We start from the raw sequence: 24,938 nt of genomic DNA on the forward strand, positions 1-24,938 counted from the left end.
AGCGATCGCGAACGGGCGAGCTAGCCCGCGCTAGCTCGACAATGTAACCAAGTTGGACTGCAAGTCGGTCGGCAAGTCGCTCAGCACTTCACAGCCGGACTGAGTAACCAAAACATCATCTTCAATGCGCACGCCGTACAAATCCGGAAAGTAAACGCCAGGCTCGACCGTAACTACCATTCCTGGCTCCAATTCACGCTCCTGGTTCTTATTGAGTCGAGGAGCCTCGTGGACTTCCAATCCAATGCCATGACCCAGCCCATGACTGAAGCGGTCGTTGATCCCGGCTGCTTCGAAAACTTGCCGAGCCGCACGGTCAACGTCACTCGCTCGAATCCCGGGCCTGATTACAGCGATAGCAGCCTGCTGAGCCTCCAAAACCGTCTGGTATATCGCTGTGAATTTGGGGGGGATTTTACTTGTCCAAAGTACACGAGTCAAGTCGCTGCGATAACCGTCAACGGTAGCTCCCCAGTCAATTAACACTAACCCACCGCTGCCCAAATTGGCATCTCCGGCACGCGCGTGCGGTAGCGCGGCCCTGGCACCGACAGCCACAATCGGCTCAAAGCTACAGCCACCACCACCCAGTTTGCGAATCGTCCACTCCAGCTCGGCGGCTACATCCCGTTCCGTGTGCGAGGTGGAAAGCGTCTTGCGCACGGCCAGGAAAGCTCGCTGTGCAACATCGATTGCGCGTTTTAGTATCGCAATTTCGTCAGCATCCTTAAGCTCGCGGAGGCTTTCGACTTGCACGCCACCTTTGTGCACACGCTCCGCTACGGACTGCTGGCATAGAACGTCAAACACTTCTACCGACATCGTCGATGTTTCGACGACCAGATCGGACAACCGACGTGCGCGAAGTTGTTGGCAAGTCACCTCGGCGATCGGCTCACCTGGCTGGCGTATCAGGCTGGGCAAGCCTGGACATTCTTGCCGAAGCTGCTCTTCAAAACGCCCGTCACTAATCAACAACTCCTCCTGGTCTGTCACCAGTAAGTAACTGTCTTCACCCGTAAAACCAGTTAAATAGCGGACGTTGGGCGCGTGCGTAACAAGCATCGCGCTGCGCCCAGCCGCTTCCAACAGTTGTCGCAGGCGATCGCGCCTGCGGCTAGTACCTGACATCCTGTCTCCTCTCAACTTCGCCCGAGCAGTCGGTCCAATGAATCGGAGGTCTGATAGATGAGTGCTTCGGGGTAATGCGGATACGGATGGAAGTATTCAAACGTCAAATAGCCGTCGTACCCGATTCGATCGAAGGCATCGACCACCGCTGGCCAATTGGTTGTCCCATCCAGCAGCGGGCGAAAGGATTCCAGCGATGAATCCGTCCCCTTTTTAGTAAACTCCTTCAAGTGAACATTTTTGATTCGCTTGCCTAAAATGGGAATCCAATGTTCAGGAAATTGAAACAACATGATATTGCCGGTGTCAAAATGAACGCGAACATGAGAGCTGGCGAAACTATCGACAAATTGCACCATCTCCATCGGCGACATCAAGTATCCGTTGAAGAAGATGTTTTCGATGTTTAAATATACCCCCAACTTCTCGGCACCCGGCAACAGCCGCGCCACCGCATCGCGAGCCCGTTGATCGCAGACATCGTTGGGGGTTGGCTGGTGATCGGCGCGCCAGGGCATGTGGACGGCACCAGGCACCACCAACAGATTCTCAGTACCAAGATCGTGCGCCGCCTGCGTCATTAATTCGGCCAAATGCATCCCGCGTGCACGTTCGTCGGGATCGTTACTGGTCAGCGGATAGGGCCAGAACAAAAATGAGCACAGCCCACTGATCGAAATACCTATCTCCTCGGACATTCGCCGAATTTTGACAAAATCCTGAGCTTTGGCCTGTGGGGACAGGTCACTGTCCAAGTCATAATTCAGTTCAATGCCATCGAACCCGGCGCGCTTGGCCAGCTCCAAACATTGCCTCAAATTCATGCGTTGAGGATATGGGAAGGCCCATAGGTTGATCGACTTTTTCATGGAATATCGCTTGTCGGAACGCGCCAGCGGAGCCGCTGAGACTGCGGTTGTCGCGCTACCGGAGGCCGGTGCTTCGCCTGCTCCGGCGACCGAATCTACTCCAGCGACAGACGCTGACACTGCCTGCGGACCGACCGCGCTACTGAGCGCGGCTGACGAAAATGCGGCGTAAGCCAATAACTGGCGTCGATCCATTCGCGAGAATTCCATGTTGCCCACTCCCCTGCAAAAAACTTCGAGGCCAATCGGTATCACCAAACCCGCCGCATCTCTCAAAGTACAGCCTTGGTCAGGGTGTCAGCTATAGCAGCATAGGCCGCTATCATGCCGACACTTCGCCGCCAGATTTTACCGCGTTTCCGTGGTAGATGTATCCAGCAAAGCGGGGAACTTGAGGCAAGTATTCCTGGTTCTGGCTGGTGATTTCGAATTCGGCCTGGCGAATCAAATCTGCAATGGGACGATTCAAATGACAGCCACCAGCCAATCGGCGCCAGATAGGAGTCAAGCGGTCCTGTGTGCGCCGCACTGCCGCGTCGGGGCTTCGGCCATGTTCACAGAACAACAATTGCCCTCCCGGTTTGAGCACGCGATACATCTGCCTGAGAGCTGCGGCGTAATCACCGATGGTACACAAAGTAAAAGTCAACAATACGGTATCTACAGTACTATCGGCTAGCGGTATATCTTCACCGGGCAAATTCAACCATTGCACGAATGAGTTACCAACTGGCAGCCGCGACTTCCTGACAGCCTTACGACGCATACTAGCGGATGGCTCCAGCGCGTACACCTGCTGGACTTGAGTGGGATCGTAAAGCGGAAAATTGATTCCCGATCCAGCACCGACTTCTAACACCGTACCGCGACAGCGTTGGACTACTTGACGACGCACATTCATGAGTGGCTGGGTCGAGCAACTCCAGTCAATGAGGCTTGGCAGAATCCAGTTTTCGTACACCCCCATCAGATCCCCCCGACGAAGCCGGCTCGGCTAACGCACCTCTAGCATACGTTGTAGGGCAATCAACGAATACCGTGCAGTCTCTTGGTCAACTTCAATGCGATTAACAATGTCGCCGGCCAGTAAATTTTCGACACTCCACGCCAAGTGCGCTAAGTCGATGCGATACATGGTCGCACACATGCAGACAACGGGAGACAGGAAATGAATTTCCTGGTCCGGATGTTCCTGTTTAATGCGATTGACCAAATGTAGCTCGGTACCAATGGCCCATTTCGTTCCCGCCGGTGCCTGCTGGACGGTCTTCAGAATCATGCTGGTGGAGCCTGAGATATCGGCCAAGTCATTGACCTCTTGTGGACATTCAGGATGCACCAAGATTTTTATGCCGGGGATTCGCTGACGAAATTGCGCTACATGTTCGGGACGAAACATTTGATGCACGCTGCAGTGCCCCTTCCACAACACGACGCGGCTGTCAACTATCTGCTGGTGGGTATTGCCGCCCAGATCGTCACAGTAGGGATCCCACACAGGCATTTGATCGTTGGTGATACCCATTTTCAGGGCTGTGTTGCGCCCCAGGTGCTGATCCGGAAAGAAGAATACCCGGTCACCACGCTGTTGAGCCCAGCGGATCACGGCCGCTGCGTTACTGCTGGTACAGACGATACCTCCATGTCGTCCGCAAAACGCCTTTAGACTGGCCGCCGAATTGATATACGTCACAGGAATCATTCGCGCGGTATCGACCACTTCGCCTAGCTGCTGCCAGGCATCTTCGACTTGACGAATTGCCGCCATATCAGCCATCGAACACCCGGCTGCCATATCTGGCAAGATAACAGGCACGCGCACACCGCTGCGCTCCTGCAATTTGTCGGGTCGATTGGCCAAAATATCCGCCGTCTCGGCCATAAAGTGCACGCCACAAAAAATGATGGTACGACAGTCACTGCTGGCCGCAGCTTGTTGACTAAGCTGGTAACTGTCGCCGCGCAGATCGGCATGTCGAATGACTTCGTCCTGCTGATAATGATGCCCCAGAATCAACAGGCTCTTGCCTAGCTGGCGCCGGCCAGCATCAATACGATGCGACAGTTCTTCATTGCCCAGTGGCTTGTAATCGGCTAGCGAAAATTTCCCAGGGGAGCTGGGAAGAATGGGAGCAATCGGCATCGTTTTGACTCTAGTTAACTCACCTCAAATGCTGGCAAAATCCGAGCACACACCGCTTATGCTAGCAATTCCTCCGTGCATCGGATTGGCACTGAAAAATTCCGCCACGGTCGACGAAGGCATTGGGTTGTGCACTGCCTGTTAAGCCGTAGGCCCGAACGCTGAACTCGTCAAGTCTGCTGACGCAAGCGACGATAGAGCATTCTAACCGGTCTGTCTGCTATCTGGCACCCGTCCTATTTTACGCGATTGAGCATGTCACAGCCACAACTGCTGAAGCCGTACTGCCAAAGCGTGTTGCAAGTACACGTTCCGGTGGTCGTGACGCTGGCCAAGAAGTCGATCCAGATCGACCAATTGCTCAAGCTGGTGCCCGGTGAGATGATCCAATTTGAAAAACCTTACGACTCGCCCATGAGCGTCGAAGTGGTCGATCAGCCAATTGCCGAGGGTGACATTGTAAAGGCTGGCGAGAAATTTGGCATCCGTATTACTCAGATCGTCAGCCCTAAAGAGCGGTTCATCAGCCTGACTTCAAGACCGCAAGTGGCCAAGCCTGAGTGCGGATAAGTGGACCGAGTCACCTGGGTGGCGATGTCCCGCAGAGTGCGGTAGTTCTCGGGTAGTCATTTTCGCCGGAGAGCGGAGCGTTGGCCCCAGTCCACGCTCCTGCCGCGTCCCAGCCGTCAAGATTATTCAGCTGCTGACTAACGCTGAAAATTCCAGGCATCCAGGTAGTAGCGTTCGGCACACAGCTTGGCGACAAGCTCCACAGGCGGATGTGGCAGTCGCTGATCCGCTTGCCACTGGCTACGCAGAGCTGAGACCACAGCGTCACCATCCACACCCAGATTGGTGATGAACTGCGAATGCGGACGCTTGGTCCGATAGTCGGGCTCGCGCGGCGGATGTCGCAACAGTCGGTCGACCACAGCCAAATCCATGTTCAGCAATAACGTTCCATGATAGAGCGCCCAATCGCGTCCCAGGCGTAGACTATTGCCACTGAATTTGCGATTATGCAATGTCAGATCGCACGTGCCTTGGAACGTAGCCTCTGGGCAGACGCGGATCAGTGCCTGCAACATTTGGCTCATGACAAACCGATGCAGCGCATCCAACATGCGCAGCTGTGGTCGGTAGCGCAAGTCGAGTAGTAGACTGTACATCAGGCAACCTGGAGCGATCACTACCGACGCTCCGCCACTGGGACGACGCAGAATCGAGATGCCTGACTGCTGTGCCTGTTGACGATGCACTTCAGCGTCTACTCGACTGCTCCTGCCAACTACAACACATGTCTGAGCCGATTGCCAAACACGGAGCACTTCGCAATCCATGGCGACTGCGCGTTGATTCTCATCAGGCTCGGCCGCCAACAGGAGCGCTTCATCCAAGGCCAAATTCTGTGCCGGTGTCGGCAGCGTCAAATCCAGGAACTGCATAGCGCTATCGTACGGCGGTGTAGCGCTGAGCGCTCAGTTAGGTAAATCCGAAGCCTTCAACGTCAGTTTCCGGAGCCGGCTGATAGCCTTGTGGCTCCATGGAGCAGCCCGCGCGGCCTTGGCTCAAGGAACGAATGGCCGACGAGTAGCCAAACAGTTCTTTGAGCGGCGCCAAGGCGATAATGCAGGTCATGGCACCACGCGCTTCAGTCGAGTCGATAATGGCTCGCCGTTGCTGCAAGTCGCCAACAATTTCGCCCACGTAGTCCTCGGGTGTAACGATTTCCAAACGCATTAAGGGTTCCAGGAGCGTTGGCCCGCCGGCCTGCAAGCCCAGTTCGAAGGCGTCGTTGGCGGCAATGCGAAAGGCGACTTCATCCGAGCCAACTTCGCGCATCTCACCACCGACCAACGTAACTCGCAGTCCGGTCAAGGGGAAACTGCCAATCAGCCCACCACCTTGTACGCGACCTCGCAGTTCTTCGATCACTGCAGTCTTCAGCGCATCAGGCAAAGCTGCCTCTCCAAACAACCGGTCTAAAACAATCGGCTGAGCAGATCGATCGTCCAACGGTTCCATCCGTAACGTGACACGCGCAAACATCTGCTTGTCGCCGATTTGACGATTGCATTGCCCTTGGACTTCGGCGGACTTGGCGATCGTCTCACGGTAGTTGACCCGCGGCTTGTAGAATTTGACATTCAAATTGAAGTCGCGCGTCAACCGGTGTTTGATCACGTCCAAATGCAGTTCACCCATGCCGCTGATCAATGTTTGGCCAGACTCGGCATTCTCCGCCGCATGGAAGGTGGGGTCTTGGCGCTTCAGCATCTCTAATACTTCAGCCAGTTTCTTTCGCTCTGTGGTGTTTTCCGGCTCGATGGCCATCGACAACACGGCTTGAGCGAACTGGATACTGGGTAGTTGGATCATTTCGCGAGTATCGCAAAACGTATCGCCTGTAATTCCATAACGTGGCCCGATAGCACAAGCAATGTCGCCACATTCCAGGACCTGCACTTGGCCTTGGCGGTCCTTTTTGGTGGCATGCAACTGCCATAGCTGGGCGACATTTTCCTTCTTATCACGATTGGGACAGTAGACTCGCGAGTTAGCCTCCAGCTTGCCGGAATAGACTCGCAGCCAATACATATCGCCTGTCTTGGCGGGAAGGATCTTAAAGACCAGACCGCAAAACGGCTCATCGACCGAGGGCTTTCGCGTCAATTGTTTGTCGGGTTTGTGAGGATCGATACCTGTAACGGGAGGTCGATCGAGCGGGCAGGGCAGGTAACTGCCAACGGCGTCCAGAACCGCTTGGACTCCGATTCCGTGCAAGGCTGAACCGCACACGACCGGTTGCAAGCTGCGATCGAGACATCCTTGTCGCAACGTCTGGCGAATCAACTCTGCGGGAATTGGCTTCTCTTCCAGCGCCAGCTCCATCAACTGGCTATTGAGCGAATATAGGGGTTCGAGCATTGCTTCGCGCCAGGCCAGCGCATCATCCATGAGATCATCGGGAATCGGTTCAATCTTGACATTTCGCCCGTCCTCGTCTTTCGGAAATCGGAGCGCCTGCATGTCGATCAAGTCGATGCAGCCAGCAAATGGCGTGGCCACGTGAGCGGGTCCCATGCCAATGGGAATTTGCACAGCCACGGGATTGGCGCCCAACCGTAGCTTTATTTCATCCAGGACGCGGTAGAAGTCGGCGCCTTCGCGATCCAGTTTATTGATGAACACGATGCGCGGAACTTGATAGCGGTCGGCCTGACGCCAGACCGTTTCGCTTTGCGCCTCTACGCCTTCGCGTCCGCTGAAGACAACCACCGCGCCATCCAAGACTCGCAAGCAGCGTTCCACCTCAGCCGTAAAATCAACGTGGCCGGGCGTATCCAGCAGATTGACGATGATCTCTTTCCACTTGAAGGTCACGCAGGCAGCATAGATCGTGATGCCGCGCTCCTGCTCTTCGGGGTCGTCGTCGGTCTCCGTAGTGCCCTGATCGACACCGCCCGCCTTGTGTTTGGCACCGCTGACGTACAGCATTCGCTCGGTGACCGTGGTCTTGCCAGCGTCGATATGAGCAATGATGCCGATATTGCGAATTTTTTGAAGTTCACGAGCCAACGGAGAACCCTGCAACCAGGCTAAATTGCTACAGACAGGCTAATTTCCTGCTACCGGGCTGACGGGACGCAATCCGGTGCTCGGCAGATGGATTCAGCACTCCAGCCAAACCGCGCTCGCAAACAACGCTTTCAACCCTACCAGGCAAAGTGCGCAAAGGCCTTGTTGGCTTCCGCCATGCGGTGCGTATTCTCGCGACGCGCCATAGCCACACCTTCCTTGCGGTATGCGGCCAGCAACTCGTCAGCCAGCTTTTGATGGGTCGCCCGGCCCTTCTTTTCGCGGACAGCTAACAGTAGCCAGCGAATAGCCAACGATTGCTGTCGATTGCGATTGACCTGCATCGGAACCTGATACGAGGCTCCCCCCACGCGTTTGGAGCGAACTTCGATGTGCGGCTTGAGGTTTTCCAGAGCTTGCTCGAAGACTTCGATCGGCGGCACTTCCGAAACCTTTTCGGCAATGATGTCCAACGCATCGTAGAACACCGAATAGGCGACCGACTTCTTACCGTCGTACATCAAGCAATTCACGAACTTGCCAGCCAACAGCGACTGGAATTTCGGATCAGGACGCAAAATTTCACGGCTGGCGGTAATCTTTCCCATGAGCTGCTAAATACCCCTGTTGGTGTGCAACCTTAACTGAATTGCGATGTTCTGAAGACTGACTTGTTTGAACTAAAGTGCTTGAACTGTCTCTCGGCCAACTACTTCTTCTTGGCACCGTAACGGCTGCGTGATTGCTTACGTCCGTTAACCCCCAGCGTATCGCGACAGCCGCGCACTACCTGATAGCGAACCCCAGGCAAATCGCGGACTCGACCACCGCGAATCAATACAATCGAGTGTTCCTGAAGATTGTGACCTTCGCCCGGAATGTAGACCGTAACTTCCTTGCCGTTAGACAAGCGCACACGAGTAATCTTGCGCAATGCCGAATTGGGCTTCTTGGGAGTCATCGTTCGTACTTGCAAGCAAACACCCTGCTTTTGTGGGCATTTTTCGAGCACGACCGACTTGGTCGTCTTGCGTTGAACAACTCGATTCTTTTTGACCAATTGATTGATCGTTGGCATAGGATTGAAATACCTGATCTGGAAACGAAGTACGGTCGCCGGATGGCGGTGCCAATTATTGGATGTAGTAATTGTTGACTGTGTTAAGTACTGCTGTCGGGCTTGCACTTGCACGGGCGATGCCTGACTGGCAACAGGCAGGCACGTGCGCGTCAAATACCAGAGGTGGGAGTCGAACCCACACACCCTTGCGGGCACAGGATTTTGAATCCAGCGCGTCTGCCATTCCGCCACTCTGGCGTGGTGCGGGCCTGGACAGTAGGACCGGGCTATGCACCGATTCGGACCCAAAAATGTAACCGAGCCGCCCTAGGTTCCACAAGCCCCAATTGTCCAAGCTATTCATGAAAAATTGCAAAACACTGCGCTAAAGCAGGCGAACGACAAAAAGTCGCCACTAGCTACGCCCAGCAGACGATCAAATCCCAGTTAGCCCAAGGTTTGGCAAAGGCAGCGTTAGGTAGGCCGCTGGCCTAACCTTAGCCAGAACATTCCCCCCATTCCTCCAATTCCGGATTGCGGGACTTAGCAACTAACAAGAAAAGCTGGCAGCATTCGAATAGGATGCTTGATCGCCGGATTGGCGATTGGCACAGCAAATGCCCGTTAATTGGAGTCTGGCGAGGACTGTGTCAACTTGGCAGACTGAGGGTTGCTGAGGCAGGCATGAGCTAGACAGTTGACGCCCCGAAGTTCGCTGGTTAGTGCCCTCAACTTAGCCCGTATGTTCCCGAAAGTGTCCGATTTGGAGCCAGATCACACATGATGTACTTTGACCCCATCTACTTTGTATTCATAGCTCCCGCACTACTGTTGGCGATGGTAGCTCAGTGGATGGTCCGCAGTGCCTACTCCCAGATGAGCCAAGTGGCGGCGCGGACGTCCGGATACGATGCGGCCCGTTCCATCTTGGACGCCAACGGGCTGCAAAGTGTTGGTATTCAGCAAGTTCCAGGTGAAATGTCTGACCACTACGACCCCAGGCACCGCGTGCTGAGACTCAGCCCCGGAGTTTACCGTAGCAATTCGATGGCCGCCGTCGGTATCGCGGCCCATGAAGCCGGTCACGCGATTCAGCATGCACAAGGCTATGCCCCGCTGGCCATCCGTAACATGGCTGTGCCCGCAGCCAATTTCGGTGGCAGTATCGGTACGATTCTGTGTATGGTTGGATTGGGTATGACTGGAGCCGCACAAGGTGCTGCCGGGATCGGCCCCACGCTGTTTTTAGTAGGCATCATTGGATTTGGCGCTACGGTGGCTTTCCAACTCATTAATCTGCCGGTCGAATTCGATGCCAGCTCCCGCGCCAAAACACAGCTGGTCGAATTAGGAATTGTCTCGGGACGCGAGATTTCCTACGTCAGCAAAGTCCTAAACGCGGCTGCGTTGACCTATGTTGCAGCCACGATGCAAGCGGTCATGATCCTGGCCTACTACATCTTTCGCTACCTGCTGGCCACGCAGCGCGGACGCGATTAGGGCAAGCGATCTTTGAGAAATTGATAGTAGCTACCGCTGCTCAAGAAGCCCGCTTTCCAGGCAAGTCACTTGGCGGACCAAGAACGTCCGGCTAAAGTGGTGCGACTCCACGATCCTGATTTGCCGCTGCTTGCGGGCTGTGACTGACCTGCTGAACCCAAGGAGAAACCTCGATTCTTGGGAAATAACTGCCCGTCTGGCCGCAATTTTTTAAAAGGTAAGCGTTCATGCGTGACTCGCAAGTCTTACGTCGATGCCTGTTCTTACATTTACTGCCTTTGGACCGATGGTTTGGCCAAATTCAGTTATTGACGGCCCTGGTCCTGCTTGCCACCATGGCGGGCTGTACGCGTAGCGATTCTGCGGGTTCGGCATCATCCGGCCAACGACAGTTCATCAATGTTGGCACCGCACCTACGGGTGGCGCGTTCTTCACTGTGGGCAGCGCGATTTGTGAAGTAGTGAACGAAAATCGTGGTGATTTGAACTGGCGCGTGGCCGCCGAGTCCACGGGTGGTTCCATGGAAAACATTCGTTTGCTGAGCCAAGGAAAACTGGAATTTGCGATGTCCAATTCTTCCATCAGTTACTTCGCTGTTCGAGGAACAGAAGGCTGGGAAGCAAAACACGACATTCGCTCTGTCGTTACCTTGTTTCCCAACATCGCCATGTTTGTGACGCTGGCAGACTCCGGTATCCAGTCGATCGCCGACCTCAAAGGCAAGAAAGTCTACTTGGGGCCAGAAGGCGCTGGCTTTGAGTACTTTGTCAAACCCATATTGGCTGCTCACGGCTTGCAACTGAACGATCTGGAGCCAACCTACGGCAGCCAGCAAAGTGCGGTAGACCTGCTTGGCGACCGCGCAGTCGCCGCAGCCATGATCGGCGGCGGCACTCCCAATCCTTCCTTGTCGCAAATGGCCCAGGCCAATAGTATTCGGCTGATCCCCTACGACGAATCGGCTCGGAAAAAACTGATCGACGACTACAGCTTTTTCGAATCCGCCTCCATTGCCGGAGGTACATACAAGGGCATTGACGCTGAGTTTGTAGGTCTGAATGTTGGCTCGGCGCATCTGATTACCCTCGCCAAGATTGACGATCAGAAGGTATACAACTTCGTGAAATTGATCTACGAGAACCGGGAAAAGATCACTCAGCGGCATAAAGCTGTGGGCAATCTGCGGCCTGACACAGCAGCTCGCAATAATGGCACCGAGTACCATCCAGGAGCCATTCGTTACTTCCGAGAAGTCGGCATACTGCCGACCGCAGGTGAATAAATGGGCAACAGCTCGACAGAGCCGCCGCCGACCACGTTCCAACAACGTTTTCGCGGTTACGTGTGTATCGTTGTCGCCGTTTGCCTCACACTGTATGTACTAATCGAAGTCAATTTTTCACTGCTAGCACCGCTGAAAGAATTGGCGGTTTTTGGTTCCGCCGGTGTCATTCTGGCCCTGCTGAAATTCCCCATGATCGGTCGCTGGCGTAACACCACGGCCTTGCATGTCTTGGATTGGGTGCTGGTCGTGCTAGCGATCGTCTGCTGCGGATACCTGTTGTACCACGGAACGCAGCTTGGCCAACGCGCTGCCCTGTATAGCCCGCTGGACCTAGCCGTCGGCGCCGTCGGACTACTGCTGGTTTGGGAGTCCACGCGGCGAGCCATCGGCTGGGCCGTGCCCTGCTTGTCGGTCATTTTTTTAGTTTACGCGCATGAGAGCATTGCGCAGCAGTTACCCGATTGGATGTTCCCGCACCGTGGACAAGATTGGCAATCGCTGATTGGACAGTTGTATTTGCGCACCGAAGGCGTGTTCGGTACGGCGTTGGGCGTAATGTTCAAGTACGTCTTTCTTTTCGTATTGTTTGGAGCATTGTTAGAAGCCAGCGGGTCGACCCGGTATATCATCGAAATGGCCTTGCGGTTGTTTGGCCAGCGATCCGGCGGTCCCGCCAAGGTATCGATTGTGGCCAGCGGACTGATGGGATCGCTGTCTGGCAGCGCCGTGGCCAACGTGGCAACCACCGGCGTGTTTACGATTCCCCTGATGCGCAGTGTCGGCTTCAAACCGCATATCGCCGCCGGCATCGAAGCCGCAGCGTCATCTGGCGGAGCGCTGGCACCACCTGTGATGGGAGCCGGCGCGTACATGATGCTGGAGATTATCAATCGCCAGCCTCCTGTAACCTATTTGGAAGTTATGAAAGCGGCCTTGATCCCCGCCATCTTGTACTATCTGTCGCTGTTCATGCTGGTTCATTTTCAAGCCAAACGTAACGATGCCCAGGACGACGCGAACCGCAAAGACCATTCACTGGATACTGATGCTGAAATTTCTCGAACTCTATCGTCATCAACCTTGGCATCTGGCCAGTCGGAGAGTGAACAACCGCCTCCCGTTCGCTGGTATGGATTTGAAGGTGCGACGTTCCTTGGCGCCCTGGCCCTGCTGCTGGCATTTCTGCTTTGGGGCGCATCACCGTTTCGCGCAGTCAGTTACGCGATGGCCTTCGTTCAGCTCATGATCATTCTCAGTCCGCAAACCAAGGCTTCCAAGCTGGCGCGTCTGGCCGCCGTTGGTGTTTGGTCATCACTCATCGTTTGTGCCAAATTCTGTTTTCCGAATCTAATCTCGTACTGGCCCGAAGCGTTGATCTGGTCGATGGCCGGATCGTGGCTGGTTGCGTTATGCTGGTCAACCTGGCGATCAAAAGTTTTGGACTGCCTGCGTTCAGCAACTAACGGCGGAGTTCCGTTGATCGTAGCAGCCGCCTGCGTTGGAATAGTCATTGGTCTGGTGTCGCGGACAGGCATTGGCACTGGTGTACCTCAAGCCATTATTCCCCTGGCCGGCAACAATCTGTTTCTTGGACTATTAGCCATCATGGTCTGCTCGCTCATACTAGGTATGGGCTTGCCATCTGCCGTTTCCTATCTGCTGTTGGCAACCATCATCGGGCCTGTATTTGCTGATCCGACGTTGGGCGTACCGATCTTGGCTGCTCACCTATTCATCTTTTATTTTGGGATGATGGCCATGGTTACGCCGCCTGTGGCCCTGGCTGGCTACGCAGCCGCCTCAATTGCCGGAACTGGCGTGATGCAAGCGAGCTGGGCGGCCTTCCGTTTTTCATTGGTCGGCTTTACCCTGCCCTACATGTTTGTCTATCGCCCAGCGCTCTGCATGATTGGTGACGACGGAGGCGCTCCGCTGGTGCTAGACGTTGTCGTCGCTGTCACGGCTGCTGTCCTTGGTATCCTCTCGCTGGCGGGAGCACTTTCCGGTTATCTGTTTCATCCGCTCAAGTGGCCGTTGAGAACTCTACTGTTTTTGGCCGCAGCCTGCGCACTCTTTCCCGATCGTTTCGATCTTCTTGGCCGCTATCTCCAGCTATTCGATATCATCGGAGCACTATTGCTGGCCTCCGTTGCTGTCATTAGCTACTCTGCATCCAAACGTGAGCACAGTGCAACTTAGGGTCGAATAAGCGCGACCGCACAATTTTGGCTTCCAACTGCGATACCCTAACGATTTTCAATCCATGGGCACTGGGTATCGGTACTCTCCAGCACTGCTGGCTGGAGTCTCACCAGGCAAGCGCCGTCAGGCAACCTACAATTCTACGGTCGATGAGCGCTTCTCAAACAGCGCCCTATAGACAGGCTGACTGTTCAGCCGTGCGCGGCGCTCGAAGTGCGTAGTGTAGTCCATGGCATGACTGGCCGCGCGCTCCGGTATGTAATGCGGACCGGCTAGTTCAGTCGTATCCATTACTTCGGCGCAGATGTGCTGGTAGTAGTCCAGTACATCGGTCCAGAAATGAAATTGCCCTCCGGAAACGAGCACGCGTTGAATGTCTTGCAGCGTTTGATCGTTCAGCACGCGGCGCTTCTTGTGCTTATTGCGCCACCACGGATCTGGAAAGTACACGTGAACGCGCTGAATTGACTGGTCAGGTACCGTCGAATGCAATACAGCCCGCGCATCGCCGCACAAGACTGTGACATTGGCCAGCCCCAAGCGCGCTAGTCGCTCGGCAGAACGGTGAGCGAACTTAGCTGCCAGTTCAATACCAATGAAATGCCGTTCCGGCTGCGCATGGGCAGCACTCTGCAAAAATAATCCTTTGCCGGATCCTATTTCCAGCTCTCTGGGCTTATCTGCCTGAGCGGCAATGATTGTCGCCCAATCCAATGACGCAGTTCGTACGTCGATAGCAGCGCCGGGGCGAGATGCTTGTGTCTTGCGAGACCGATGATTCATGACGGGTAAACCATAACCAGAACTTGCGGCCTTGGATAGACTGCTTTACAGTGGCGACGTTGCGTCGTGATTTGACGAAGACTGACTCGGACAACCGGACTTGCAAGTGGGGCCAACCATGCGTATGGCGTTGTGTAATGAATTGTTTCAGGAATGGTCATGGCAGCGCGCCTTGGAGCTAACGGTTCAGTGCGGCTACACCGGTTGGGAGATCGCTCCGTTTACCTTAAGCGACAGACCAACTGAGTTACCGTCCTCAGAGCGCCGCCGATTGGCCGCGCAAGTACACAGTGCCGGCGTTGAGGTCGTGGGCCTGCACTGGTTGTTAGCTAAGACGCAAGGCTACCATTTGACCACTTCGGATGAGGCTACTCGAAGTCGAACAGCAGATTATCTGTCGCAGTTGTCGCAATTGTGCCGCGACTTAGGCGGTAGCTTGATGGTGCTCGGTTCGCCGCAGCAGCGCAACTTCGACCCGCAACAGATGAACCACCACAGGGCGACCGATAACGCCGTTACGGTATTAGAACAACTGCTTCCCGCACTTGAGCGGCATCAAGTCACGCTGGCCCTTGAGCCGTTGGGGCCGGGCGAAGGCAATTTTTGGAATGAAGCCGCACAGGTGGTGCAGGTCATCCAGAGGTTGGATTCGCCTTGGATTCGCTTGCACTTGGACGTCAAAGCCATGAGCACCGAGCCGCAGCCAATTGCTGACGTGATCCGCCACAACGCGGTCTGGATGCACCACTTTCACGCCAACGATCCCAATCTGCTAGGTCCTGGAATGGGGGATGTCGACTTTCAGCCAATCTTTGCGGCGCTCAAGCAAGTCGCCTATCAGGGCTGGATCAGCGTAGAGGTATTTGACTACCGGCCAGGAATTGAAACCATCGCCCGCGAAAGCATGCGCAACATGCGCGCCGCCATGCAAGCCAGCGGACTGTAGAGGCCCCGCGTGTTGATTAGCAACCTGCGGGTTGTATTTCAGTTTTCGCGCAGGCAGTGCATGTTGGCCATGGAGATTCCGCTGACGATGGCACCGACAATGCCTACAAAGCCTTGATCTGTCCCGCAGAGAAACAAGTTTTTCAGATGTGTCGTACCATCCAGCTTCTTATCGGGGGCACCGTAGACCGCCCCGTTTTCGTGCGAAGTGAAGCGACGAATCGTCTTGGGAGTGAACACGTCAGTGTCCACCACATGCCGGCGGAAGTCGGGCACAAATCGTACGGCCGAGGCAACGCTGCGGTCATACCACCACATCTTCTGCCGCTGATATTCTTGTTCGTCCAACTGCGTCCAGCGATCAAAGTCGGCGATCGTCGTTAGGCGGATAATGCCGTCTTGCAAATTACCAAGCTCACTCGCGTATTGATAATTATTGGGACTGCAGATCACGCCGGTGCGGGCGTCACACAACTGGCCTACGGGTCGCCGCCACTCAAAGGTGGGGCTGTCATTGTAGAACACGATAGTCTCACCAAAGCCCACCTCTTTGGGCTGTTTATCCAGCACCGATATCGACTCGATGAATGTCAACTGACCAGCGGATTGCAAAGGAGCGGTTTGGGTCAGGTCACTGCACAAACGCTGGGTTTCCAACATTCCGGCGCTGGACAAAATTCGCTTGCCCTCCAAGAATTCGCCATTTTCTAAAACGACTCCGATGGCACGGCCATCTTCCACTTTGATCGACGCCACTGAACTGCGGAGCTTCAATTCACCGCCCAGCGCCCGAAAACGACGCACTAAATGCTTCAAAATCAGGCGCACACCGGCCAACGGTCTGGCAAAGCCTTCTAAGAAAATACTGCGAAACATAATGCAGAATTGGCCAAAATCCATATCATCTTCGCGCGCGTTGCCATACCACATCAGCGGGCACAACAGCATTTCAACCAGCAACGGATCACTCAGGCACTGGCCCAGGAATTCTCGCGCCGAGCCACCGAAATTATCTTGCGATAGATCGTCGTAGTCGACCAACTGCTCGAGCAGCTTATCGAAACCGGCTCGCTGCGTGGGAAAGTTGCGGGCAATTTCGCTGCGCAATAGCTCGATATCATTGTTGAACGCCAAGCGAATCCCGGGGAAGGCGATGGCCGATCCAATTTGCGGAGCTAGCTCGAAATCTTCCCAGCGAAATCGCAGCTGCCTGAGCAACCGCGCCAAAGGCCCTTTTTTGGTACCCGGTGGCGTAAAATTGGTGACTGCGTGCAGGCCAACATCGTAGTTGCGGCCACCCAGACGATAAAATCCATTCAAGCCACCGATCGTCCAGTGCTTTTCAAGAATGCAAACCTTCTGATCATAGTACGCTAGCCGAATGCCGGCGGCCAAGCCTGACATTCCTGCACCAATGATGATCGTGTCGTACACGGAAATACACCCAGACTCGGTATCAAACACCTGGTCGCAACGATTCGCCATGGTGGACGCGCTGGCCCAGGAGTGGCAGCAGAACCGGCACTAGGCGATCCGAAGCACCACCGATGGCCTACTTTTGGGATGGCTAGATTTCTGCCATCTTGGGCTCAAGGTATCGGACCGTGCTGGCCATGCTGGCTAGTTGTGGATAATCTTCTTCGGGCACGTGAATGCGGTGGCGCTTGCGCAGCTCCATCACGATGTCCAGAAAATCCATGCTATCCAGTTCAAGCTGCTCGCGAAACGTGGCGTCGTCGTTCAAGTTGCTCAGGTCTTCATCGGGGGCGATATCACTGAGAATATCCAGGATTTCATCGCGAATTTCGGTCGGACCCATCGGTCGTCGGCTCCTCAAATAATTTCTAGAACACCCTACCACGGCTCATCGTTGGCCAAGGCCCGTTTGGCGACTGGCAAGTTGCCGGGGAATGATACTCCACAGGCTGTGTTTCGCCTAGGCTTGACCGCCTCGCACCTCTCAAGATCGGGGCTGCCGGTTGAGATTGATGTTGTAAGTTGCCGTTTCGCAATTGCTTGAAACGGCGATTCGGGGTATCTTCGCAAGCAAAATTTGCTTGGAAGCGAGGAAAAAGACTATGCGCCATTCTACTACAACCATTGAAAAGCTGGTTGTCGACACGATTCGCACTTTGAGTATGGACGCGGTTCAAGCCGCCAACAGCGGACATCCGGGCACGCCTATGGCGTTGGCCCCGGTGGCCTTTCAGCTGTGGACCGGTTCACTGCGTTTTGCTCCCGACCAGCCGTTCTGGCCAGGCCGCGATCGATTTGTGCTCAGCTGCGGCCATGCATCGATGCTGCTGTACTCGCTACTGCACTTGGCAGGGGTCAAGGCCACCGACGATCAGGGCCAGGTATTGGATCGTCCCAGTATCACCCTTGACAACATCCGCCAGTTTCGCCAGTTACACAGCCCTTGCGCTGGCCACCCTGAGTACGGCGAAGCGGCAGGCATCGAGACCACCACGGGGCCGCTCGGTCAAGGCGTGGGCAATAGTGTCGGCATGGCCATGGCCGCCAAGTGGCTGGGCGCAACCTACAACCGCCGTGACTTTGAGCTGTTCAACTACAACGTCCATGCGCTGTGTGGCGACGGTGATCTGATGGAAGGTGTCTCGTATGAAGCGGCGTCGCTGGCCGGGCACCTGAAACTGGGCAATCTGTGCTGGATTTACGATGACAATCAAATCACCATTGAAGGCGAAACACATCTTGCCTTTAGCGAAAATGTCGAACAACGATTCACAGGTTTGGGCTGGAACGTACTACGTGTGGCCGACGCGAATGACCTAGATGCCTTGGCGGCTGCCTTCGAGTCGTTCGAAGGCTGTACCGACAAGCCGACTTTGATCATCGTCCGCAGTGTCATCGGTTTTGGGTCTCCTAACAAAGCCAATTCGCATTCTGCCCACGGATCGCCGCTTGGCGAGGATGAGATCAAGTTGACGAAAGAATTCTATGGCTGGCCGGACGAAAAATTCCTAGTCCCCGCCGAGGCCGTCGAATACTTTGCCGATACTCTTGGCAAACGTGGACATGAAGCCCATGCTCAATGGCTCTCGTTGTTCTCGAAATACCGCGCCAACTACCCTGCTGAGGCGCAACAATTGGATGCACTGTTTGCACGGCGATTGCCGGCTGGCTGGGATAGCGGACTGAAACCATTTTCCGCCGATGATAAGCCGATGGCCACGCGCGTCAGTAGTGGCAAGGTGTTGAACATGCTGGCTCCACATCTGCCGTGGATGATCGGCGGTTCGGCCGATCTGGCGCCCAGTACGATGACGCTTCTGGGTGGTCAAAGTGACTTTAGTAACCACGATTATTCTGGTCGCAATTTTCGATTTGGAATTCGCGAACACGCTATGGCAGCGGCTCTCAATGGCATGGCGCTCAGCGGCCTGCGACCCTTTGGGGCAACTTTCTTTGTGTTTACCGACTACTTGCGTCCGAGCATGAGACTCAGCAGCCTCATGCACCAGCCGGTGCTGTACGTACTGACGCACGACTCGATTGGCGTTGGCGAGGATGGTCCGACACACCAGCCCGTCGAGCATCTGGCGGCTTGTCGCGCGATCCCAGGGTTGTTTGTCTATCGTCCGGCCGATGCCAACGAAGTCCTGGAATGCTACCGAATCATCATGCAGCGCGGCGATCAGCCCGCCGCCCTGGTTTTGTCACGTCAGAACGTGCCGACGCTCGATCGCTCGCGCTACGCTCCTGCAGCCGGCGTGCAGCGCGGCGGATATGTGCTGTCGGATTGCGACGGCCAGCCAGACTGCGTTTTGATCGGCACTGGAACCGAGATTGAGCTGTGCTTGAAAGCCGCCGAAGAACTGTCCAGCCTGAGCATTCGAGCTCGCGTGGTCAGCATGCCTTGCCAAGAGCTGTTCGACGAGCAATCTGCCGAGTACCGGGATAGCGTATTGCCGCCAAGTTGCGCGACGCGGATTGCGTGCGAAGCTGGTCTGAGACAGGGGTGGGACAAGTATATCGGCCACGACGGCTATTTCGTGGGCATGTTTGGATTCGGCGCGTCAGGCCCTGCAGGAACCCTGTACAACCACTTCAAGATTACCGCTGATCAGATCGTGGCCTGCGCGCGAATTGCCGTTTCGGGTGGTGAAGAATAAGCGGTGCGGAGAGCCACAATGCGCAAGCGGCGATAGTCGGCCCACCACGCTCCATCACGCCATAAACTATCGCGCACGCGGCTTTCGATCCGGATCATCAGCTCTGGCCACAACTCGACGGGCACGCTGGCCAGCGTTTGGTGGCGAAACATTCGCAACCAGTTCTGCAGTCCGTGCCGCGCGTCCTCCAGTCGCGTGGGACGATCGAACAGTTCTGCGGAGCGAACTTCAAAGCCGGTCTGCTCCAATAGCCCAGTGTATTGGCTGATGCTGGGAAAATAATTCTCGGCTGACACCGGTTGACCGGTCATTTCCAAAATCACATCTTGCAATGCACCAACGATTCGCTGCACGTTACCGCGACCGCCGAATTCAACAACCAGTCGTCCAGCCGGCTTGAGCAGTGCCGCCATACACTGAGCGGCTTGCTCGGCGCGATGCACCCAATGCAATGCAGCATTCGAAAAGATGGCGTCGAAGGTCGGCTGTCCGTGATACTTGGAAATATCAGCCTCGATGAACTGGATATGGGGATAGAGCCGATTGGCCTGGGCAATCATTTCCGACGAGCTATCCAAGCCCACTACCTCTGCACCGGATAACGCGATTTTACTTGTCAGGTGTCCAGTCCCACAACCGACGTCCAAAATCCGCTCGCCTGCCTGAGGTGCCAACAGCTCCAATACTCCAGCGCCCAACTGACTCACAAAAGCGTGCTTACCGTCGTACAGTCCGGCGTCCCACTGGGTTTTGCTCATTAGAAGTTACCCTCCGACTTGTAGCTACGCTCGCCAGAACATGAACCTGGATCGACATCCCCGCTGCCTGCGCGACAGCAACTGCCCCAAACTTGCTTCGTCATCCGCGCCACCTTACAGCTCGCCCACATCACTACGCAAAAACTCGGTAGTAAAGGCTTTCTCCGGAGCAGCGCGTTCTGTAGTGGATAAGCCCAATTCGACGAACTGCTCTGCCAAGGTGCGCCAGCGCTGCAGACTCATCTGGCCGATGGTGCCAGCATCCGTATCCTGCGGCAGACACAGCGGTCGCAAAGCTTTTACGCCTTCCTCCAGCGCCTGCGCCGTCATTGCGTGCGTGTTGAGTTGCAGGATCAACGCATTAGTCTGTTCAGGTTGTTGCAAGTATTTTTGCCAACCTTGCTGACATGCGTGGACCATGCGTCGGACTAAGTCCGCATTTTGCGTTATCGACTGCCGAGTCGCCAACAAACACGAAGCGTACGGATTAAAGCCCACGTCCGATAGCATCATGGACCGCGAATTCACGCCTTGCTGCGCAGCCAGAAGCGGCTCGCTAAACGAGTAGGCTTGAATCGCCGTATTCTTGTCGGCAATAAAGTTGGCGATGCTGCCGGAATAGGGCACCACCTTGACATCGCGGAGCAGCCCCAAGTGCTGCATATAATCCACGAATGGACGGCCGACATTGGCTTGCAAAGTCATCCCAGCCAGGCTGCTCAGATCCTTGGCCGCTGATTCGGCATGAACCAAAATGCACCGTGGCGTATTTTGCACCGGCGCCAGCAGCGCCACGATGTCGGCCTGCTGCTCACGAAACAGCAATACATCATCGGCATTACCGATGGCAAACTGCGCACGCCCGGTCAACAGCTCTTGAGCCACCGGAGAGCTGGGGCCGCCCGGACGAATCTCGACGTCCAACCCAAACTGCTCGAAGATGCCATGTACTTTGGCAGCGTAAAATCCGCCGTGTTCGACCTCGGGATACCAATTAAGCATCAATACAACAGAATCCAGCGTTTGGCCGTCGCGCGAAGTGGCCTTGGAGGATTCAGTAGAGCCGCAGCCAGTGAGCGATGCCAGAAACGTCAGGCTCAGAACGGTTAGTAGTTGATAGCAGCGATGGAACTTGCGCATGGCTAGATTAATTGTGTGTGATTTGATATCGAGAGTACATAAATGCGAACAAGGGTCTTGGTCAGCTGGAGCTAGCTTGGGCTGCGGCGACAAACCGTCGATTGCCGTCGCCGTGGTGGTTCATTCATAACACAGGTTGAAGCAGTGTATTGCATCGACCGTAGCGGCCACGTCGTGGACTCGCAACACATGAACGCCACGACAAGCCATGGCCAGGCTGATGCCCAGTGTACCAGCATCGCGACTCCGCTGCGTGTCACCGATCAACTTTCCGACAAATCCTTTGCGCGAATGCCCGATCAAGATTGGATAGGAAAGCTTAAGAAGCCGCTGCACCGACCGCAGTAATTCTAAATTGTGCTGATGTGTCTTACCGAATCCAATGCCTGGGTCCAGACAAATGCGATCGGGGTTGATTCCTTCCACTTGCAGTTGAGTGGCACGTCGCTGGAGATAGTCGCAGATATCCGAGACGACGTTGTCATAGTGCGGATTGTCCTGCATCGTTTGTGGACTACCCCGCATGTGCATAACACACACGCCCACGCGGGAGTCAACTGCCAGCGGCAGCATTTCAGGATCGCCCTCCAGTCCGGTAACGTCGTTGATGATCTCAACCCCCAGATCGATGGCTGCCTGCGCTACCGCTGATTTCGAGGTGTCGATCGACAATGCCGCTGAGGCGCGGCGGCTGAGGGCTTCCAGCACAGGGACGACTCGCCGCAGCTCTTCGTCTTCAGTTACTGGATGGCTGTAAGGTCGCGTGCTCTCACCACCGACGTCCAAGACGTCCGCCCCCGCATCTTCCAAACGCAGCCCATGTTCGACGGCCGCCAAAGCCGTCGGGAATTGGCCGCCATCGGAAAAACTATCGGGTGTCACATTGACGATGCCCATGATGGCCGGCCGCTGCCAAAATTCCATTCGGCGAGTGCGCAATTGCCAACTCGGAGCGTATTCGGGATTAAGTTGACGCATGGCTCACTCTGACTTTCTGGGCAATTAAGGCACTGAATTGGAGGTGAAAGTGCCATAAGAAACTGGCCAGCCTATCTGTATTCGGTTGGCAATCATTGTATGCTAACGTCAACTGAACCGCAGGGGTTGAGCGGGTCCAATCGCGACTGTCGTAATGCCTGACGGCTGACCAATTTCACAGGACATGGAATCATGCAGCGCAGAACTTTATTGAAGGCGGGAGTAGCTGCCGGCCTGTTTCACATCGTGCCAAGGCATGTGCTGGGTGGTCCAGGGCATGTGCCACCTAGCGAAAAGATTCACTTGGCCTTGGTTGGCTGCGGCGGTCGAGGACGCGAAGTACTGAAAGACATGATGACCCACGACGATGTCCGAGCCATCGCCGTAGCTGATCCAGCTAGAGACTTCTCGACAAAGAGTTACTACTACCGCGACGCAGGCGGTCGCGAGTCCACTCGGCAGTTGATCGAACAGCGTTATCAACCTGACGACGCTGGCTTTCGCTGTGCGGCCTTTGCGAACTTTGAAGAACTACTGAGTGAAGTCAAAGACCTGGATGCCATCATCTGTGGAACCCCCGATCATTTGCACGCCTACGTAAGCATCAAGTCCATGCGCGCGGGCAAACACGTGTACTGCGAAAAACCGCTCACTCACAACATCTGGGAGGCGCGTGAGGTGGCACGCGTGGCCGCAGAAACCGGCTTGGCGACCCAGATGGGTAATCAAGGGCACTCCTCCGAGGGCATGCGCAAAACTGTGGAATGGATTCAAGCTGGTGCCGTCGGCACAGTGCGTCACGTCAAAGCCTGGGTCGGTGCCAAACGTTGGAATCCGACGCTGTCAGGTCGGCCTACGGATCAAGAACCGACGCCCGAAGGTTTGGACTGGGACCTGTGGTTGGGGCCACGCGAGCCGATTGCGTTTTCTTCCAAATACTTCCCAGTTGCCTGGCGAGACTTTTGGGCTTTCGGTAACTCGAACATCGGCGACTTTGCCTGCCACGACCTGGATGCAGCCTGCTGGGCGCTGGACCTGAAGTATCCGACACGAATCGAATTCTCGCCGGCGGGAACGTGCAACGCCGATATCGGTCCGCATGGCTGCATCGGTTATTACGAATTCCCAGCCACTGCCCATCGCGCCGCCGTGAAGGTGACGTGGCATGACGGTGGACTGTTGCCCCAACTTCCCAAGCAGTGGCCCAAGGATCAAAAGTTTCCAAGCCGTGGGGTACTTTTCGAGGGCGATGAAGGCGTGCTGTACTGCGGTGGTGCCGGTGGTGCTCCGCAAGTGGTGGGTCGTCCAGATTATACAGGCCCTGAAGCTTCGATTCCGCGCGTGGCCAGTCACTCTCGCGATTGGCTGGATGCCATTCGAGGAGGACCAAACACCGGCAGCAATTTTCAGTACGGTGCCAAGTTGACCGAACTGGCCATGCTGGGCGCGCTGTCGCTGAGAACCGGACAAGCCATCGACTGGGATGGCCCAAACATGACCGCCAGCGATTGCCCCGAAGCAACCGAGATTATCCGCGAGCCCTACCGCGCTGCCTGGTCATTAAACTCATAGCGTGCAGGGAGTGTGCAGCGATCGGCCCCGCAACTCGCGGCAAGATCAACGATGGTCGCGCACGACCCCCATCGTCCGCGCACCATTGGATGTGATTGCTGAGCGCGCCAGTTGCGGTAATTTCTTCGGTCGTGACATATTCTGCAGGTCGTGCAATGGCAACCCCGTGCCCCACGGCGCTTATGGTATCTTGGGTAATCACCAGGGTGCGTTTGAGTACAAACGGCAGATCGACGTTTGATCGTCGTGTGAGCACGACCGAATTGTCACGGCAATCGCATCACAACATGCTACGGCTACGATCCGCCTAGATTACGGAGCATCGACTCGAATTGGCGCTGCATGTTGTTCAGGCCTGTTTCGACCATCAAATCCTGCTTTTGAGACTTGATAATGGCCAGTGCCAGGGATTGGTTCTCTTGCCAGTCCTGGACATTGAAGCTGCGAATGTCACGATAGGGGATTTCTAACTTAGCGGCGATCTTCGGAACCAGATGGAAGGATTCATTCGAGCGAACGACATAGTAATTCTCGGACACTACGATGCCCACAGCGCCCACGATGACACCAAACAGAAATGTGCTCAGGCGACTCATGCTACTTAAGATTCCTGGTGAAGATTAAAACGCGACCCTTGGGTCCCACTATAACAAGCCGGTTGACTAGTACAAATAGAGAATCTTGCGGGCTATGCCGGGATGTTTGCTGGCTGGGTCAAAGACGGGCCTAGTCAAGAACCGTCAGCGGGCACAGAATAGCGGGTTGGCAGACACGGCAATTGGGCAATTAAATAATTACGTTCGAGCGGCAATTTTGACTCTCCTATTTAGATTTTGCCTGCGGGACGCCGCCCCGC

The 24,938-nt window shown here is 55.4% G+C and carries 22 protein-coding genes and 1 tRNA gene; 7 read left to right on the plus strand and 16 right to left on the minus strand.

The window, feature by feature from the left end; translation table 11 throughout:
- Window positions 1-30: 30 nt before the first annotated feature.
- From KF752_02025 to nadA, 4 genes are all read right to left on the minus strand, one after another.
- A complete protein-coding gene (locus KF752_02025; protein MBX3420312.1) occupies window positions 31-1,131 on the minus strand; it encodes an aminopeptidase P family protein in 1,101 nt (366 codons plus the stop codon).
- Between the two features lie 11 nt (window positions 1,132-1,142).
- Entirely contained in the window at window positions 1,143-2,210 is a 1,068-nt protein-coding gene (locus KF752_02030; protein ID MBX3420313.1) for a sugar phosphate isomerase/epimerase, read from the minus strand.
- Window positions 2,211-2,322: 112 nt separating this feature from the next.
- Window positions 2,323-2,967 carry a class I SAM-dependent methyltransferase gene (locus KF752_02035; protein MBX3420314.1) on the minus strand — a complete coding sequence of 215 codons (645 nt, stop codon included), beginning with the start codon at window positions 2,965-2,967 and terminating at the stop codon, window positions 2,323-2,325.
- Window positions 2,968-2,994: 27 nt separating this feature from the next.
- Window positions 2,995-4,143 carry a quinolinate synthase NadA gene (nadA, locus tag KF752_02040; GenBank protein ID MBX3420315.1) on the minus strand — a complete coding sequence of 383 codons (1,149 nt, stop codon included), beginning with the start codon at window positions 4,141-4,143 and terminating at the stop codon, window positions 2,995-2,997.
- Window positions 4,144-4,398: 255 nt separating this feature from the next.
- On the opposite strand from nadA, the gene KF752_02045 reads away from it, so the two are divergent.
- Entirely contained in the window at window positions 4,399-4,713 is a 315-nt protein-coding gene (locus KF752_02045) for a FliM/FliN family flagellar motor switch protein (protein MBX3420316.1), read from the plus strand.
- Between the two features lie 137 nt (window positions 4,714-4,850).
- Here the strand turns inward: KF752_02045 and KF752_02050 are convergent, their stop codons facing one another.
- From KF752_02050 to KF752_02070, 5 genes are all read right to left on the minus strand, one after another.
- Window positions 4,851-5,588: a lipoate--protein ligase family protein gene (locus tag KF752_02050; GenBank protein MBX3420317.1), complete on the minus strand. Its 738-nt coding sequence runs from the start codon at window positions 5,586-5,588 to the stop codon at window positions 4,851-4,853.
- 37 nt (window positions 5,589-5,625) lie between these two features.
- On the minus strand, window positions 5,626-7,722 hold the full coding sequence (gene fusA / locus KF752_02055) for an elongation factor G (protein MBX3420318.1): 2,097 nt from the start codon (window positions 7,720-7,722) through the stop codon (window positions 5,626-5,628).
- Window positions 7,723-7,859: 137 nt separating this feature from the next.
- Window positions 7,860-8,330 carry a 30S ribosomal protein S7 gene (gene rpsG, locus KF752_02060; protein ID MBX3420319.1) on the minus strand — a complete coding sequence of 157 codons (471 nt, stop codon included), beginning with the start codon at window positions 8,328-8,330 and terminating at the stop codon, window positions 7,860-7,862.
- Between the two features lie 101 nt (window positions 8,331-8,431).
- Entirely contained in the window at window positions 8,432-8,800 is a 369-nt protein-coding gene (gene rpsL, locus KF752_02065) for a 30S ribosomal protein S12 (GenBank protein MBX3420320.1), read from the minus strand.
- A gap of 157 nt (window positions 8,801-8,957) precedes the next feature.
- Window positions 8,958-9,040 (minus strand) — tRNA-Leu (locus KF752_02070).
- A 522-nt stretch (window positions 9,041-9,562) separates the two neighbouring features.
- Here KF752_02070 and KF752_02075 point away from each other — a divergent pair.
- The 3 genes from KF752_02075 to KF752_02085 all read left to right on the plus strand — a co-directional run bounded on the left by KF752_02075 (window position 9,563) and on the right by KF752_02085 (window position 13,767).
- Window positions 9,563-10,282, plus strand: coding sequence for a zinc metallopeptidase (locus KF752_02075; protein ID MBX3420321.1), 720 nt, complete (start codon window positions 9,563-9,565; stop codon window positions 10,280-10,282).
- Between the two features lie 227 nt (window positions 10,283-10,509).
- Window positions 10,510-11,565 (plus strand): TAXI family TRAP transporter solute-binding subunit, encoded by a 1,056-nt coding sequence (locus tag KF752_02080; protein MBX3420322.1) that lies wholly within the window; start codon window positions 10,510-10,512, stop codon window positions 11,563-11,565.
- Complete coding sequence (locus KF752_02085) at window positions 11,566-13,767, plus strand: TRAP transporter fused permease subunit (protein ID MBX3420323.1); 2,202 nt, start codon at window positions 11,566-11,568, stop codon at window positions 13,765-13,767.
- A 135-nt stretch (window positions 13,768-13,902) separates the two neighbouring features.
- On the opposite strand, the gene trmB is transcribed toward KF752_02085, so the two are convergent.
- On the minus strand, window positions 13,903-14,553 hold the full coding sequence (trmB, locus tag KF752_02090) for a tRNA (guanosine(46)-N7)-methyltransferase TrmB (GenBank protein ID MBX3420324.1): 651 nt from the start codon (window positions 14,551-14,553) through the stop codon (window positions 13,903-13,905).
- Between the two features lie 118 nt (window positions 14,554-14,671).
- Here trmB and KF752_02095 point away from each other — a divergent pair, with 118 nt between their 5' ends.
- Entirely contained in the window at window positions 14,672-15,499 is an 828-nt protein-coding gene (locus KF752_02095) for a sugar phosphate isomerase/epimerase (protein MBX3420325.1), read from the plus strand.
- A gap of 38 nt (window positions 15,500-15,537) precedes the next feature.
- Here the strand turns inward: KF752_02095 and KF752_02100 are convergent, their stop codons facing one another.
- The gene (locus KF752_02100) at window positions 15,538-16,932 is read right to left on the minus strand and encodes an NAD(P)/FAD-dependent oxidoreductase (protein MBX3420326.1); all 1,395 of its coding nucleotides are present in this window, start codon (window positions 16,930-16,932) and stop codon (window positions 15,538-15,540) included.
- Between the two features lie 133 nt (window positions 16,933-17,065).
- On the minus strand, window positions 17,066-17,317 hold the full coding sequence (locus KF752_02105; GenBank protein MBX3420327.1) for an acyl carrier protein: 252 nt from the start codon (window positions 17,315-17,317) through the stop codon (window positions 17,066-17,068).
- Window positions 17,318-17,576: 259 nt separating this feature from the next.
- On the opposite strand from KF752_02105, the gene tkt reads away from it, so the two are divergent.
- Window positions 17,577-19,634 carry a transketolase gene (tkt, locus tag KF752_02110; protein MBX3420328.1) on the plus strand — a complete coding sequence of 686 codons (2,058 nt, stop codon included), beginning with the start codon at window positions 17,577-17,579 and terminating at the stop codon, window positions 19,632-19,634.
- Here the strand turns inward: tkt and KF752_02115 are convergent.
- The 3 genes from KF752_02115 to folP all read right to left on the minus strand — a co-directional run bounded on the left by KF752_02115 (window position 19,586) and on the right by folP (window position 22,429).
- Window positions 19,586-20,392, minus strand: coding sequence for a methyltransferase domain-containing protein (locus KF752_02115; GenBank protein ID MBX3420329.1), 807 nt, complete (start codon window positions 20,390-20,392; stop codon window positions 19,586-19,588). The genes tkt and KF752_02115 overlap by 49 nt on opposite strands.
- A gap of 114 nt (window positions 20,393-20,506) precedes the next feature.
- The gene (locus KF752_02120) at window positions 20,507-21,532 is read right to left on the minus strand and encodes an ABC transporter substrate-binding protein (protein MBX3420330.1); all 1,026 of its coding nucleotides are present in this window, start codon (window positions 21,530-21,532) and stop codon (window positions 20,507-20,509) included.
- 120 nt (window positions 21,533-21,652) lie between these two features.
- On the minus strand, window positions 21,653-22,429 hold the full coding sequence (gene folP, locus KF752_02125) for a dihydropteroate synthase (protein MBX3420331.1): 777 nt from the start codon (window positions 22,427-22,429) through the stop codon (window positions 21,653-21,655).
- Window positions 22,430-22,702: 273 nt separating this feature from the next.
- Between folP and KF752_02130 the strand changes: the two genes are divergently transcribed.
- Entirely contained in the window at window positions 22,703-24,082 is a 1,380-nt protein-coding gene (locus KF752_02130) for a Gfo/Idh/MocA family oxidoreductase (protein ID MBX3420332.1), read from the plus strand.
- Between the two features lie 296 nt (window positions 24,083-24,378).
- Here KF752_02130 and KF752_02135 read toward each other — a convergent pair whose 3' ends face one another.
- Entirely contained in the window at window positions 24,379-24,678 is a 300-nt protein-coding gene (locus tag KF752_02135) for a hypothetical protein (GenBank protein ID MBX3420333.1), read from the minus strand.
- Between the last annotated feature and the right edge of the window lie 260 nt (window positions 24,679-24,938).

The sequence above is a fragment of the Pirellulaceae bacterium genome, assembly GCA_019636385.1.
Lineage (GTDB): Bacteria > Planctomycetota > Planctomycetia > Pirellulales > Pirellulaceae > Aureliella.

Excerpts from the sequence above, each read along its gene's own strand:
- KF752_02105 (MBX3420327.1), bottom strand. The coding sequence starts at position 17,317 with ATGGGTCCGACCGAAATTCGCGATGAAATCCTGGATATTCTCAGTGAT.
- KF752_02130 (MBX3420332.1), top strand. The coding sequence starts at position 22,703 with ATGCAGCGCAGAACTTTATTGAAGGCGGGAGTAGCTGCCGGCCTGTTT.
- KF752_02085 (MBX3420323.1), top strand. The coding sequence starts at position 11,566 with ATGGGCAACAGCTCGACAGAGCCGCCGCCGACCACGTTCCAACAACGT.
- rpsG (MBX3420319.1), bottom strand. The coding sequence starts at position 8,330 with ATGGGAAAGATTACCGCCAGCCGTGAAATTTTGCGTCCTGATCCGAAA.
- trmB (MBX3420324.1), bottom strand. The coding sequence starts at position 14,553 with ATGAATCATCGGTCTCGCAAGACACAAGCATCTCGCCCCGGCGCTGCT.
- folP (MBX3420331.1), bottom strand. The coding sequence starts at position 22,429 with ATGGGCATCGTCAATGTGACACCCGATAGTTTTTCCGATGGCGGCCAA.
- KF752_02050 (MBX3420317.1), bottom strand. The coding sequence starts at position 5,588 with ATGCAGTTCCTGGATTTGACGCTGCCGACACCGGCACAGAATTTGGCC.
- KF752_02095 (MBX3420325.1), top strand. The coding sequence starts at position 14,672 with ATGCGTATGGCGTTGTGTAATGAATTGTTTCAGGAATGGTCATGGCAG.
- KF752_02135 (MBX3420333.1), bottom strand. The coding sequence starts at position 24,678 with ATGAGTCGCCTGAGCACATTTCTGTTTGGTGTCATCGTGGGCGCTGTG.
- KF752_02080 (MBX3420322.1), top strand. The coding sequence starts at position 10,510 with ATGCGTGACTCGCAAGTCTTACGTCGATGCCTGTTCTTACATTTACTG.
- rpsL (MBX3420320.1), bottom strand. The coding sequence starts at position 8,800 with ATGCCAACGATCAATCAATTGGTCAAAAAGAATCGAGTTGTTCAACGC.
- KF752_02035 (MBX3420314.1), bottom strand. The coding sequence starts at position 2,967 with ATGGGGGTGTACGAAAACTGGATTCTGCCAAGCCTCATTGACTGGAGT.
- nadA (MBX3420315.1), bottom strand. The coding sequence starts at position 4,143 with ATGCCGATTGCTCCCATTCTTCCCAGCTCCCCTGGGAAATTTTCGCTA.
- KF752_02030 (MBX3420313.1), bottom strand. The coding sequence starts at position 2,210 with ATGGAATTCTCGCGAATGGATCGACGCCAGTTATTGGCTTACGCCGCA.
- tkt (MBX3420328.1), top strand. The coding sequence starts at position 17,577 with ATGCGCCATTCTACTACAACCATTGAAAAGCTGGTTGTCGACACGATT.
- KF752_02045 (MBX3420316.1), top strand. The coding sequence starts at position 4,399 with ATGTCACAGCCACAACTGCTGAAGCCGTACTGCCAAAGCGTGTTGCAA.
- KF752_02120 (MBX3420330.1), bottom strand. The coding sequence starts at position 21,532 with ATGCGCAAGTTCCATCGCTGCTATCAACTACTAACCGTTCTGAGCCTG.
- KF752_02075 (MBX3420321.1), top strand. The coding sequence starts at position 9,563 with ATGATGTACTTTGACCCCATCTACTTTGTATTCATAGCTCCCGCACTA.
- KF752_02115 (MBX3420329.1), bottom strand. The coding sequence starts at position 20,392 with ATGAGCAAAACCCAGTGGGACGCCGGACTGTACGACGGTAAGCACGCT.
- KF752_02025 (MBX3420312.1), bottom strand. The coding sequence starts at position 1,131 with ATGTCAGGTACTAGCCGCAGGCGCGATCGCCTGCGACAACTGTTGGAA.